The 12,345-nt window shown below is 73.2% G+C and carries 13 protein-coding genes; 7 read left to right on the top strand and 6 right to left on the bottom strand.

The annotated features are described in order from the left end of the window. Positions 1 to 33 precede the first annotated feature (33 nt). The gene (locus MQP27_RS22985) at positions 34 to 732 is read left to right on the top strand and encodes a hypothetical protein (RefSeq protein ID WP_242767223.1); all 699 of its coding nucleotides are present in this window, start codon (positions 34 to 36) and stop codon (positions 730 to 732) included. A gap of 2 nt (positions 733 to 734) precedes the next feature. Here the strand turns inward: MQP27_RS22985 and MQP27_RS22980 are convergent, their stop codons facing one another. Further along, complete coding sequence (locus MQP27_RS22980; RefSeq protein ID WP_242767222.1) at positions 735 to 1,385, bottom strand: hypothetical protein; 651 nt, start codon at positions 1,383 to 1,385, stop codon at positions 735 to 737. After that, on the bottom strand, positions 1,386 to 1,973 hold the full coding sequence (locus MQP27_RS22975; protein ID WP_242767221.1) for a TetR/AcrR family transcriptional regulator: 588 nt from the start codon (positions 1,971 to 1,973) through the stop codon (positions 1,386 to 1,388). Between the two features lie 121 nt (positions 1,974 to 2,094). Here MQP27_RS22975 and MQP27_RS22970 point away from each other — a divergent pair, with 121 nt between their 5' ends. Beyond that, positions 2,095 to 3,069 carry an alpha/beta fold hydrolase gene (locus MQP27_RS22970; RefSeq protein ID WP_242767220.1) on the top strand — a complete coding sequence of 325 codons (975 nt, stop codon included), beginning with the start codon at positions 2,095 to 2,097 and terminating at the stop codon, positions 3,067 to 3,069. On the opposite strand, the gene MQP27_RS22965 is transcribed toward MQP27_RS22970, so the two are convergent. Then, on the bottom strand, positions 3,035 to 3,757 hold the full coding sequence (locus MQP27_RS22965) for an FAD binding domain-containing protein (RefSeq protein ID WP_242767219.1): 723 nt from the start codon (positions 3,755 to 3,757) through the stop codon (positions 3,035 to 3,037). The genes MQP27_RS22970 and MQP27_RS22965 overlap by 35 nt on opposite strands. Before the next feature lie 207 nt (positions 3,758 to 3,964). Between MQP27_RS22965 and MQP27_RS22960 the strand changes: the two genes are divergently transcribed. After that, entirely contained in the window at positions 3,965 to 5,650 is a 1,686-nt protein-coding gene (locus tag MQP27_RS22960; protein ID WP_242767218.1) for a tetratricopeptide repeat protein, read from the top strand. Positions 5,651 to 5,660: 10 nt separating this feature from the next. Here MQP27_RS22960 and MQP27_RS22955 read toward each other — a convergent pair whose 3' ends face one another. Beyond that, positions 5,661 to 6,548 (bottom strand): SDR family NAD(P)-dependent oxidoreductase, encoded by an 888-nt coding sequence (locus MQP27_RS22955; protein ID WP_242767217.1) that lies wholly within the window; start codon positions 6,546 to 6,548, stop codon positions 5,661 to 5,663. A 71-nt stretch (positions 6,549 to 6,619) separates the two neighbouring features. On the opposite strand from MQP27_RS22955, the gene MQP27_RS22950 reads away from it, so the two are divergent. After that, the gene (locus tag MQP27_RS22950) at positions 6,620 to 7,549 is read left to right on the top strand and encodes a LysR family transcriptional regulator (RefSeq protein WP_242767216.1); all 930 of its coding nucleotides are present in this window, start codon (positions 6,620 to 6,622) and stop codon (positions 7,547 to 7,549) included. Positions 7,550 to 7,580: 31 nt separating this feature from the next. Here the strand turns inward: MQP27_RS22950 and MQP27_RS22945 are convergent, their stop codons facing one another. Both MQP27_RS22945 and MQP27_RS22940 read right to left on the bottom strand, forming a co-directional pair. Further along, complete coding sequence (locus MQP27_RS22945; RefSeq protein ID WP_242767215.1) at positions 7,581 to 8,480, bottom strand: CheR family methyltransferase; 900 nt, start codon at positions 8,478 to 8,480, stop codon at positions 7,581 to 7,583. 134 nt (positions 8,481 to 8,614) lie between these two features. Next, the gene (locus MQP27_RS22940) at positions 8,615 to 9,022 is read right to left on the bottom strand and encodes an ATP-binding protein (RefSeq protein WP_242767214.1); all 408 of its coding nucleotides are present in this window, start codon (positions 9,020 to 9,022) and stop codon (positions 8,615 to 8,617) included. 489 nt (positions 9,023 to 9,511) lie between these two features. Between MQP27_RS22940 and MQP27_RS22935 the strand changes: the two genes are divergently transcribed. Genes MQP27_RS22935 through MQP27_RS51725 form a run of 3 tightly spaced genes read left to right on the top strand, consistent with a single transcriptional unit; the run spans position 9,512 to position 12,227 of the window. Continuing rightward, positions 9,512 to 10,888 carry a diacylglycerol/lipid kinase family protein gene (locus tag MQP27_RS22935; protein ID WP_242767213.1) on the top strand — a complete coding sequence of 459 codons (1,377 nt, stop codon included), beginning with the start codon at positions 9,512 to 9,514 and terminating at the stop codon, positions 10,886 to 10,888. Beyond that, a complete protein-coding gene (locus tag MQP27_RS22930) occupies positions 10,881 to 11,549 on the top strand; it encodes a phosphatase PAP2 family protein (protein WP_242767212.1) in 669 nt (222 codons plus the stop codon). The genes MQP27_RS22935 and MQP27_RS22930 overlap by 8 nt, the downstream gene beginning before the upstream one ends. Before the next feature lie 6 nt (positions 11,550 to 11,555). Next, positions 11,556 to 12,227 (top strand): HEAT repeat domain-containing protein, encoded by a 672-nt coding sequence (locus tag MQP27_RS51725; protein WP_372511283.1) that lies wholly within the window; start codon positions 11,556 to 11,558, stop codon positions 12,225 to 12,227. Positions 12,228 to 12,345 lie beyond the last annotated feature (118 nt).

Here is a 12,345-nt window from a genome sequence, read left to right as displayed (position 1 = left end):
GGGCTGATCATGGCCACAACGGGGAGCCCTTTCATGCGGAACATGCCTGCCGCGGTGACCGCCGCACTGACGTGCCTGCTGGCGGGAGCGGCCCTGTCGGGCTGCGGCGACGGCGGCACCGAGGACCGGTCCGCCGAGGAACTGCTCGACGACGCCAACGACACCATGCGCGCGCTGAAGTCGGTGACGGTCGACGTCAGCAGCACCGCGACGAAGGGCGGCACGGTCACCACCCGGCTGGTGACCGACCTCGACAAGCGGTGCCGGGCCAGGACCAGTTGGTCCGAGGGCGGCACGCTCGAACAGATCCGCATCGGCGGCACGGACTACGTCCGACCGGACCGCGCCTACCTCCGGCGCTGGAACGGCGACACCGACGTCGACACGGAACAGAAGCTGTGGATCAAGTCGCCGGTCGAGGCCGGTCAGGACGGCGACAAGGGCCTCACCTCCTGCGAGCGGACCTTCGACTCCTTCGGCACGGCGACGAAGGGCAGGCCCACCCGCGTCGAAGGCAAGGAGGCCGTCGCGCTCACGGTCACCGACGAGGCCGACAAGGGCGGGACGTACACCTTCTACGTGGCGACGCAGGGCAAGCCGTACCTGCTGAAGACGGTCTACAAGGGCGGCGACTTCCACACCACCACGTCGTTCGGCGACTTCGACGAGACGCTCGACGTGCGCGCGCCGAAGCCGGACGAGGTGCTGGACGCGGACGACCTGGACCGCTGAACTCAGGCGCGGGCCGGCCGCACCCCGGGAGGCAGCGGCGCGCCCCGGCGCCGGAGCCACCCTCGCCCCGGCGGGGACACGCGGTCCCGCTCGCACTCCGCGTGTGTGACGAACGCGTCGATCACCTGCGTCGCGCTCCGGTGCGGCGGCAGCGCCATCAGCACCGCGTCGTACCCGTCGGGCAACGGCGGTGCCACCACGGCGACTTCGTCCCCGGAGCCGAGCCGCAGCACGACGCCACGCAGTTGTTCCGGGTCCCCGGGCACGGTCCGCAGGCGGGCGTGCAGCCGGTCCTGGGCGGGCGAGCGCAGACGTACGTGCGCCAGCAGCACGCCGTGCTTGTACTCCTCCCAGCGGTCGAATCCCAGCGCGCGCACCGGCGGTTCCGGCCACGGGCGCCGCGCGTCCAGAAGGTCCAGCAGGCGGCGCAGGAAGTCACGGATCGACGCCTCGTCGTGCGGTTGCCAGGACAGGTCCTCGTCCCAGAACTGGGCGGTGAGGGCCGCTTCGATGCCCGCGTACTGCTCCTCCACCGTGAGGTCGTAGAAGGGGCGCTCCAGGATCATGCCGACGAGCCGTTCGGCCTCCGCGTCGTCCAGCTCCCTGCTGAACTGCGTGCAGTACAGGACGGCGACGACCACTCCGAGACGCATTCAGGCTCCTTCGGCGAGGGTGTGCGCCACCGTGGCGCAGGCCAGGCGGGTGACGACGCGCAGTTCCTCCACCGGTGTGCCGGCGCGGCTGAGCACGGCGAGGGACTGGTTGACGGCGACGACGTAGAGGGCCAGTTCGTCGAGTACGTCAGGGGCGGCCGCGCCCTCCAACGCCCCGCGCACCCGGCGCCGTTGGGCGTCCACCAAAGCGCGCACACGGGCGCCGTTCTCCGCCTTCAGCGCCGGTGACTGGGCGGCGGACTGCGCGATGAGGCAGCCGACCGGGACCGACGGATCGGCGATGCGGGCCAGCGTCGCGTCGAAGAAGGCCTCCATGGCATGTACGGGATCGCCCGGGTGCGCCGCGAGGGCCTTCTCGTGCCGGGCCGCGTAGATCGAGGCGTAGCGGTCGAGGCACTGGCGGAACAGCGCGTCCTTGTTGCCGAAGGCGCCGTACAGCGAACCGCGCCCGAGGCCGGTGGCGGAGCCCAGCGCGTCGAGCGAGGCGCCCTCGTACCCGTGCTGCCAGAAGACCCGCATGGCCTGGTCCAGGGCCGTGCCGACGTCGAACTGCTTCCGGCCGGACATGCCGCTCACCCTCCCGCGCCTGGATCGACCGGTCCAAGTATGCGCCCACCATCTTTGACCGATCGATCCAAGATGGATAGCGTTGCGGTCGCCCGTCGCGGCCGGCGAAACGAGGACGAGGATGATGGTGACGAACGCTGCAAGTGGCCCGTCCGCCCCCGAGGGCCGGGGCTGCGTCTCGCGGGCGCCAGGACTCCCGGAGGGGTTCGCCCGCACCTTCACCAGTCGTCACGTCGATGTCGGGGACGTCCGGCTGCACGCCGTCACCGGCGGAGAGGGGCCCGCCCTCCTGCTCCACGCCGGCTGGCCCCAGGCCTGGTACGCCTGGCGGCTGCTCATGCCCGCGCTCGCCCGGGACTTCCGCGTCGTCGCGCTCGACCCGCGGGGCGTCGGCGAGTCCGGCAAGCCGGTCGACGGCTACGACACCGGCACGCTCGCGAGCGACGCGGTGGCGCTCATGGCGGCGCTCGGGCACGAGCGGTTCTCGATGGTCGGGCACGACGTGGGCATGTGGGTCGGCTACGCCCTCGCCGCCGACCACCCCGGCCGCATCGACCGCCTCGCGGTCGCCGAGGCGGCCATCCCGGGACTGTCCCCCTCCCCACCGCTCCACAGCAGCCGCGAGACCAACGACCGTCTGTGGCACTTCGCCTTCAACCGGCTCTCCGGTCTCAACGAGGACCTCGTCCGCGGCCGTGAAGACCTCTTCTTCGGCCACCAGTTCGCCACGAAGGCCGCGAAGCCGCTGCCGGATCACGCGGTACGGCACTACGTCGACACCCTCGCCGAGGACCCGGCCGCACTGCGCTCCAGCTTCGAGTTCTACCGCGCGCTCGACACCACCGTCGCGCAGAACGAGCGGCGCCGGGCGCGGCGACTGGAGCTGCCCGTTCTGGCGATCGGGGGAGGGGAGAACCTGGGCGAGGGCGTCGGCGCGACGATGCGGCTCGCCGCCGACGACGTCGAGACGGCGGTCATTCCCGGCTGCGGGCACTACCCCGCGGAGGAGACGCCCGACGAGATGCTCACCGTACTGAGGTCATTCCTGATGCCCGACGGCCTCAGCCGACCTCCGGGCGGTCCAGGAGCTCGGTGACCTGCTCGCGCACCACGTCCCAGGCCGCGTCGGGGAGCGTGCCCACGGCCGTGTCGCGCAGGGCACCGATCGCCTGTTCGGGCCCGGCGTCACAAGGGGCGCTGTCGGCGAGCACCTCGTACCCGTCGCGCACGGCAACGCGCAGCAGACCGGGCCCGTCCCCGACATCGTGCACCGCGGCGGCGACGACGAAGGGCGGCGGGCCGCCGGCTTCGCCCTCCAGCTTGCGGTAACTGCTCGCGACCGGATCCCTCCAGCGCAGGCTGACCAACAGGTGGTGCTTGGCGAGGAGTTCGGCGAGGTCCGTCTCGAAGACCCGGTCCCGCTCCAGCACGGTGGCGCGCGCGTCCAGCACCAGCGCGGCGGGGAGCAGGCAGCGAAGCGTGCTGCCGACGATGTTGCCGCCGACGGTGGCGGTCCGGCGTACCGCACCGGTCCCCACCGAGCCGGCCGCCCGCCGCAGCACCTCGGGCACGCGGTCGTCTATCCGGTTCAGCACCACGGCGGCTCCGAGCGCGCCCGGCGCGATGACGTTGGCCTCCGGCAGGTTGCGCAGCGACATGGCCTGCTCGGGGAATCCGTCCCGTTGCCACCCGGCCCACACGAGCGTGGCCCCGCCGATGGGCACCGCACCCTCCGCCAGGCACTCCTGTGCTTCGGACACGGACTCGGGAAGACGCAACAGCACGGGAGCGGACCTGCTTTCTCGACGACGCGGGGCTGGGCTGCACCATGTCCGGCCGACGACCGGTCACATGGCGATTTTTCCCCAGGGTGGTGGAGGCGCACACAGGGCTCACTGCGGCACGGCGCGCGCCCACCAGGTCGCCGTAGCGGCGAAAAGGCATGATGAGGGCATCGTGCGAAGCGGTGGCCGCAGCGTTGAGGAGCCCGGATGACCTACTACGACCTCGGCGGCCACACCCGACGCGTGACGACCTCGTCCGCCGAGGCGCAGACGTGGTTCGACCGGGGCCTGAACTGGACGTACGCCTTCAACCACGAAGAGGCCGTCCGCTGCTTCGAGGCGGCCGCCGCGGCGGACCCCGACTGCGCCATGGCCGACTGGGGCATCGCCTACGCGCTGGGCCCCAACTACAACAAGCCGTGGGAGTTCTTCGACGAGCAGGACCTGTCGCGGACCGTCGAGCGCACCCACGCCGCCGTCGAACGCGCCCACGCCAAAGCGGCCGGCGCGACACCGGTCGAGCAGGCCCTCGTCGGCGCACTGCGCGCCCGCTACCCGCAGCGGCAGGCTCCCGCGGTCGAGACCTGCGCCGTGTGGAACACCGCCTACGCCGACAGCATGCGGGCCGTTCACCGACTGGCGCCCGACGACCTCGACGTGGCCGCCCTGTACGCGGACGCCATGATGAACCTGACCCCCTGGCAGCTGTGGGACATCCGCACCGGCACCCCCGCGGCGGGCTCGCGCACCACCGAGGCCAGAGCCGTGCTGGAGCGGGCGCTCGGCACGGCGGCGGGCACGGTCCACCCGGGCCTGCTCCACCTCTACATCCACCTGATGGAGATGTCCCCGACCCCCGAGGCCGCCCTGCCCGCCGGCGACCGGCTGCGCGGCCTCGTGCCCGACGCGGGACACCTCCTGCACATGCCCTCGCACCTGGAGGTCCTCTGCGGCGACTACCGCCGCGTGATCACCGACAACACCGACGCGATCGAGGCCGACGAGAAGTACCACGCCGAGGCCGGGGCGATGAACTTCTACACCCTCTACCGGTGCCACAACCTCCACTTCAAGATCTACGGCGCGATGTTCCTCGGCCGCTTCCAGGAGGCGATCGACACGGTGGGACGGCTCGAAGCGGCCGTGCCCGAGGAACTGCTGCGCGTGCAGAGCCCGCCCATGGCGGACTGGCTGGAGGGCTTCCTCGCCATGCGGGTGCACGCACTGATCCGCTTCGGCCGCTGGGACGACGTCCTGCGCCTCCCCATGCCCGACGACCCGCGCCTGTACTGCGTCACCACGGCGATGCTGCACTACGCGCGCGGAGTCGCCCTCTCCGCCACGGGCCGCGTCGAGGAGGCCGACGCCGAACGCGAGCTGTTCCGGGCGGCGGTCGAGCGGGTGCCGGAGACGCGGATGCTGTTCAACAACACCTGCGCCGACATCCTGGCTATCGCCGCCGCGATGCTCGACGGCGAACTGGAGTACCGCAAGGGCCGCTACGAGGAGGCGTTCGCGGCCCTGCGCCGGTCGATCGAGCTCGACGACGGCCTCCCGTACGACGAGCCCTGGGGGTGGATGCAACCCACCCGGCACGCCTACGGAGCGCTGCTGCTCGAACAGGGCCGGGTCACCGAGGCCGAGGCGGTCTACCGCGCCGACCTCGGGCTCGACGGCACCCTCCCGCGCGCCCAGCAGCACCCGGGCAACGTCTGGGCCCTGCACGGCTTCCACGAATGCCTCGTACGGCTCGGCAAGGCGGGCGAGGCCGCGATCGTGGCCCAGCAGCTGAAGATCGCCACGGCACTGGCGGACGTACCGGTCGAGGCGTCCTGCTTCTGCCGCCTGGAAACGGGCGCCAAGTCCGCGCCCGGGGACGGGTGTTGCCCCTAGGGCGACCGGGTCAGGGCGTGAGCAGCCGGTCCTGCTCGACCAGCGGCGTCCCGTCGTGCCACGGCAGGGGCTTGCCGAAGCGCACCAACTCGCCGTACAGGGCCGGGTCCACGTGGTCGGCGAGGACCAGGTCGAGGACGGGACCGGCGGCGCGGGCGGGGGACTGGGCCTGGCTGTAGTCGCTGAACCAGGGGCGGGAGGTGGCCGTGTCGACCATCCCGGGACACACCGAGGCGATCAGGGTGCCCTCGGCGAGGTCCCGCTCCCGGCGTTCGGCGGCGACCGCGCGCACGGCCGCGACCTGGGCGACCTTCGAGGGCACGTTGAGCCAGCGCGGCCAACCCGCCTCCTCGGACGTCCTGTTGTGGATGGCGGTGCGCCAGGACTCGACGGCGTACTCGACCTGCTCCAGGTCCGCCCCGTCGAATAGGTGGTGCAGCCGTGGGTCGAGATGGCCGAGGGTGCCCAGGCTGCTGGCCACCACAAGGAGCCGGCCGCCGGGGCGCAGGACGGGGCCGAAGGAACGCAGGAGGGCATGGGTGGCGGTGTTGGAGACGTCGATGAACTCGTCGGCGCGCGCCGCCTGCGACTCGTCGGGGAGGACGCGGGCGACCGCGTTGGAGATCACCACGTCCACCCCGCCGTGCTGCGCGGTGAGCTCGTCGGCGAGCCGTGCGACGGCGTCCGTGTCGGTGACGTCCAGCACCCGTCCCTCGACTCGGCTGCGTGTGCCGGGCAGTTGGGCCACCTCCCGGGCGGCGTCGGCGACGCGCCGTGGGTCGCGGCCGGTGAGCAGGACCAGGTCCTCGGGATCCATCCGGGCCGCGAGCCCCTCGACGAGGGCTCGGCCCAGACCCTGGTTGGCGCCCGTCACGAGGGCGATGCGTGATGAGGTCATGCAGGCAACGCTAGGAACCCCCGTGCCATGAGTCCAACGAGAACCAGGCACAGCTACGATGCGGAATCGTCATGGACTTCACCGATGTGTCCCTCACCGCACTGCGGGTCTTCCGAGCGGTCGCCGAGCAGGCGACCTTCACCGCGGCCGCCGCCTCCCTGGGCTACACCCAGTCCGCGGTGTCCCGGCAGATCGCCGCGATCGAACGGGCGGCCGGCACGGAACTGCTGGAGCGGCGCAGGGACGGCGCACGGCTGACCCCGGCCGGGCATGTCGTGCTGCGGCGCGCCAGGGCGGTGCTCGACGAGATCGACGCCGCCGCCCGGGAGTTGTCCGGCCTGCCCGGGCAGGCCGGGACCGTCCGGCTGGGCTGGTTCCCGAGCGCCGGCGCCGTACTGCTGCCCGGCGCGCTGGCCCGGCTGCGCGAGACGGATCCCGCCCTGCGGGTCGTCACCCGGGAGGGCAGCACCCCGGCGCTGGTCCGCGCGTTGCGGGCCGGGAGCCTGGATCTCGCGCTGCTGGCGTCGGCGCCGCCGTTCCGGCCACCGGACGCCGAATCGCCGCCGCTGGCCCTGCGCACGCTCAGCGAGCGCGCCCTGTGCCTCGCCCTGCCCGCTTCCCATCCGCTCGCGCGCGGCGAGTACGTCGACGTGGCCGATCTGCGGGGACAGCGCTGGATCGCCGGTTCCACCTCCGGCGAGGACCGGCTGATGGGGGTGTGGCCCGGCCTCGACGAACGGCCCGAGATCGTCCACACCGCCCGCGACTGGCTGGCCAAGCTGCACCTGGTCGCCGCCGGCTTCGGCCTGACCACCGTGCCCGCCGTCCTCGCGCCCGCCGCGCCCGCGGGCGTACGCGTCCTGCCGGTCCGCGGCGGCCCCCAGGAACAGCGGCGCCTCCTGCTGGCCCGCATGCCCCAGCCGCCGACCGAACCGGTCGCCCGGCTCGCCGCGGCCCTGCGCGCTGCGGCCCTCGACACCGGCACCGTTCCGCACGGCTGAGAGCATCCCGGCGCGTCCGGGCAGCCGAGTCTCAGCGCCGTCGATCGCGTCGCCGGGCGGCAGCCGGCCGGTGCTCGGTCGCCGCCGGGCCGTCCGGCAGCCGCCGGTAGACCCGCTGCCGCCGCTCCACGGGTACGAACGTGTCGTGGCCGTAGATCGCCAGCGTCTCCGCCCGGCCGAGGAAGAGGAACCCCCCGCCACGCAGGGCGAAGCGGAACCCGTCCAGGACCCCGGCCTGGGTCGTGGTGTCGAAGTACATCAGCGTGTTGCGGCAGACCAGCAGGTCGACCCCGGACAGCGGCACGTCGCGCATGATGTCGTGTCGGCCGAACACCACGGAGCACCGCAGGCCGGAACGGATCCGGTACTGGTCGCCCTGCGGAGTCAGGTAGGTGTCGCGCAACCGCGACGGCATCGCGGTCACCGCCTTGCCCGGGTACAGCCCGCTCCGCGCGACCTGGAGCGCGTCCGGGTCCACGTCCGTGGCGAAGATCCTCACATCGGGCAGCACCGGGCCCCGGCCGATCGCCTCCGCGAACAGGATCGCCAGCGAGTACGCCTCCTCGCCGCGGGCGCAGCCGGCGCTCCACACCCGGATCTCCCTGCCCGGAACGCTCTCCTCCAGCAGTTCCGGAACGACCTCCCGACGCAGGTAGTCCCAGGCCGACGGGTCGCGGAAGAAGGACGTGGTGCCGATCAGCAGCGCGCGCAGGAGAAGATCGCACTCGCCGGGGCCGGCCGCGAGCCGCTGCCGGTACGCCGTGTAGGAGGTGATGCCGAGGACGGCCATCCGACGGCTGACGGACCTCTCCAGCACGCCGTGCTTGTACCCGGTGAAGGTGAAGCCGCGCGTCCGGCGCAGCAGGTCGAGGATCCTGCCCCACTCGTCCGGCAGGCGGTCGGACTCCGTGACGCGCTGCGCATCACCCATGGCTGCACCTCGGCATCGGCTCGGACCCACCCCGGAGGGGGCGGTTCCAAGCCCACGGGTACCCGAAATGCGGGGACTCGCCCACCCTGATCCCGTCGGGGCACGCGGGCCGGGTCGGGACGGCGGGCGTCCGGCTAGGGAGGGCCTGAAGTGATCAGGGCCCACACGGTCTTGCCGTGTCCGCCGCGCTGATGGACGCCCCAGGTGCGGGCGAGTTCGTCGACCAGCCGCAGTCCGCGCCCGCTCTCCTCCTCCCAGCAGGACACGGCCCGCAGCGACGGCAGGGTCGGGCTCTCGTCGGAGACCTCGATGAAGCAGGAGTCGTCCGCCAGCGCGGTCACCGCGATCTCGAACTCCTGCGCCTGCGCGGGCGCGTGGCGCACCACGTTCGCCGCCAGCTCGGAGACGAGCAGCACGACCTCCTCGGTGACCTCGTCGTCGGGCTTGTGCCCCCACGCGGTGAGGTGGTGCCGAACGCGCCGCCGGGCACAGGCGACCGAGGTCGGATGCCGGGGCAGTCTGAAGGCGTCGCGTCTCAGCACAGGTGCTCCTTGCCGTCTGCATGGATCGCACACAAATGGAAGCGCACCCTGACGGGGTGTCGGCACTTCGGCCACCGCCCGGCACGTGCCATCACGCCAAGCCCCAACCGGCCGGAAGTCGCCGCTGACGTCTCAGCAGGCAGTACGACACCGGGTCCGCGCCCGGTCCCAGGGCGGCCCCCGCGGGGATCCCCGCAGGTCACGGGCGATTTCCCGGCCGTCGGAGGGCCCGGCCGACGGAACCGCCCATGCTGTCAACCCGCACGTCTGACCAGTCGAACACCTGCCTGCGACCGGCAGAAAGGCCGAACTCCGACGGCGCGCGCCATCACAACGGAGGAGCGCTTGGGGGGCGTACACGGTGGTACTGGGGAGCAGGCCACGTTGGTGGCGCCGTTCCGGCCGGACCGGGATCATGGACGCCGGGGTGCCGCACCGGCAGGCCGTGACGACCATGGAGGGGGAGGCAGGGCGTACCGCCCGTGCAGCATGAACGTGACCCGTACGACGAGCGAGGCGGAGCCGCGCGGCTCCGGCCGAGAGCTGCGCGCGGCTCGGTCCCTGGCCCGGCTCGCGCTGCTGTGCCTTGCCGGGGCCGTCGCCTTCGTGGCGACCGCCGGGCAGTGGGCGGTCCTGGTGCTCGGTCTGGTCGGGCTCGGCCTGGCGGGTGCGGGTCTTTGGTGGGCGCTCGCGCACCGGGGACCGGCGCGTCTGTTCGGCGCTCTGCTGGCCATGGCCGCCCCGGTGGCCGTCCTGGTGCTGTACGCGGTGTCTGGCCTGTGGGTGGTGGCGATGGCGTCGCTCGCGTCGTGGACCGCCGCGCTGGCCTGCGCCAGGAGCGCCCTGCGCCGCCTGCGCAAGCCGCACGGGATGCACTCCCGCTCGGCCCGTCCGCCGCGCCGGCCCGTGCTCATCATGAACCCCCGGTCGGGTGGCGGAAAGGTCGGCCGGTTCGACCTGGTGGAGCGGGCCCAGGCCCTCGGCGCCCGCGTGATCCTCCTCGACCTCGACACGAACCCCGACCCGGTGGCGCTGGCCCGCCAGGCGGTGGCCGAGGGCGCCGACCTGCTCGGCGTGGCCGGCGGCGACGGCACCCAGGCCCTGGTGGCGGGGGTGGCCGCCGAACACGGGCTGCCGTTCATGGTCGTCACGGCCGGGACCCGCAACCACTTCGCCATGGACCTGGGCCTCGACCGGGAGAACCCCGCGAACAGCCTGGACGCACTCACCGACGGCGTCGAACTCCGCGTCGACCTCGGCGATGTCTCCGGGCGGCCGTTCGTCAACACGGTCTCGTTCGGGACGTACGCGGAGATCGTGCAGAGCCCCGACTACCGCGACGCCAAGGCGGCCACCGCCCTCGACCAACTCCCCGACCTCCTCGCCGGCGACGCCGGCACCACCCTCGAAGCCCGCGTGGACGACAAGGAGTTGCACGCACCGCAGGCACTTCTCGTCAGCAACAACCCGTACGCGCGCGCCGATCCGCTCGCCGGCGGGCGCCGCCCCCGGCTCGACAGCGGCAGACTCGGCGTGATCGCCGTCCGCGTCGAGGGCGCGGCGCAGGCCGCCGAAGTGGTCCTGCTCGGCGAAAGGGCGGCCGGAATAACGTCCTTGACGGCACGTCAGGTCGTCGTGGAGGCCGAGGAGGAGCTCATCGCGGTGGCCGTCGACGGCGAGGCGCTCACCCTGCCGCCGCCGGTCGTCTGCACGGTGCGGCCCGGAGCACTGCGGGTGCGGGTGCCCAGACACCGGCCCGGCGCCCCCTACGTCGCACCGTCCGTCGACTGGCGGCGCGTGGTCCGCCTCGCGTTCGGCCGCACCCCCGTTCCCACCGAGAAGAAGCAGGAGCACAGCGATGCCTGACCGTCCGCCGCCCGAACACCCGGCAGAGCGAGGCCTGTTGCGTGATCTCGCCGCCCTCGACCAGGCGCTCTACGAGGCCGTCACGGTCACCAGGACACCCACGCTCGACGACGCCCTGCGCCGGCTGTCCGCGGCGGCCGATCACTCCAAGATCTCCTTCGCGATCGCCGGCCTGCTGGCCCTGCGCCCCGGCAGCTCGCGCCGCGCCGCCGTGCTCGGCGTCGGGGCGGTGGCCGTGGCCTCGGCGACCGCGAACCTGATCGGCAAGCGGCTGCTGCGCCGGCCGCGTCCGCACCGCGCCGAGGACTCGCCGTTCCCGGGACGGCACGTACCCATGCCGGCCTCCGCGTCCTTCCCCTCCGGCCACACCGCCTCCGCCGTCGCCTTCGCCGCGGCCGTGGGCCCCGCCTTCCCGGCCGCCACGGTCCCGCTCGGCCTGCTGGCCTGCGCGGTGGGCTACTCCCGCATCCACACCGGCGTGCACTATCCGGGCGACGTCATCGCCGGCGCCGTGCTGGGCACGGGGGCGGCGGCCGCGGTGCTCGCCGCCGCGAGCTGGGAGGGCGGCCGGGGGACCGCCCTCGACTGCCTGAGCCGACTCACCGCGCCCGCACCAGGCACAACCTCCGCACGCCCCAGGAGTCTCGCTCCGCGGGGGTGACGGCATGTGCGCCGAGCATCAGATCGCATACCTCGTACGGGAGTCGGCGGCATCGGATGCGGACGCGCGGCGTCGCGCGGCAGGCTCGGCCGGTCCGAGCACAGCGCTCATCTCGTACGGGCCACACGCGACCCCCATCCCCACGTGCGGGCGGCCGCGGCGCAGGCCCTCGGGCGGCTCGGGGACCGGGACGCGGGCGCACGGACGCTCCCGGCACTCATGGCGGACGAGAACCCGATCGTGCGGCCAGGGCCTCGCGCGCCGCGATCCGGCTGGCCCTGGACGGCGAGGCGGCGACCGAGGCGTTCGAGCGACACTCCACGACCGCACACTGCCCGGCCCCCCCCGTGCGGCTGCCGCCCGGGCCGTTGGGGAATCGGGCGACTGGGACGCCGTATGGCGGCTGCTGCCGCTCCTCGACGACGCCGACCCCGAACTCGGAGCAAGGGCGGTGGACGGCCTGAGGGCGCTGGTCGACGGCGGGCTGCGCCCGTGGGAGCGCCAGGCCGTGGCAAGGTCGCTGATCAAGCGCTGGCCAACCTGCCCCAAGCCCTGCCCGCAGTACGACGGGCTCGCAGACCCGCACGACCCGTGCGCTATCACGCCACCCTCGGCCTGACACGCCTGCGGCAGGCCGCGGCCGGTCTGCTCGGCGCTCTGGCGGAGGTTGGTCGGTAAATGTCCGCTCTCGGCCTCAATTGGGTAAAGCGAAGGCGGTTCACAGCACCGGCTGGCAGTCTGTTCGACGTCGAGAGGTGGGGAAGGGGCCCTTGGTGGCCCCTGAGCGCAGGGACGC

This window comes from Streptomyces cylindrosporus (assembly GCF_022698165.1).
Classification (GTDB): domain Bacteria; phylum Actinomycetota; class Actinomycetes; order Streptomycetales; family Streptomycetaceae; genus Streptomyces; species Streptomyces cylindrosporus.
Note: the sequence above shows the minus strand (reverse complement) of the source record. Positions and strands in the feature narration are given on the sequence as shown.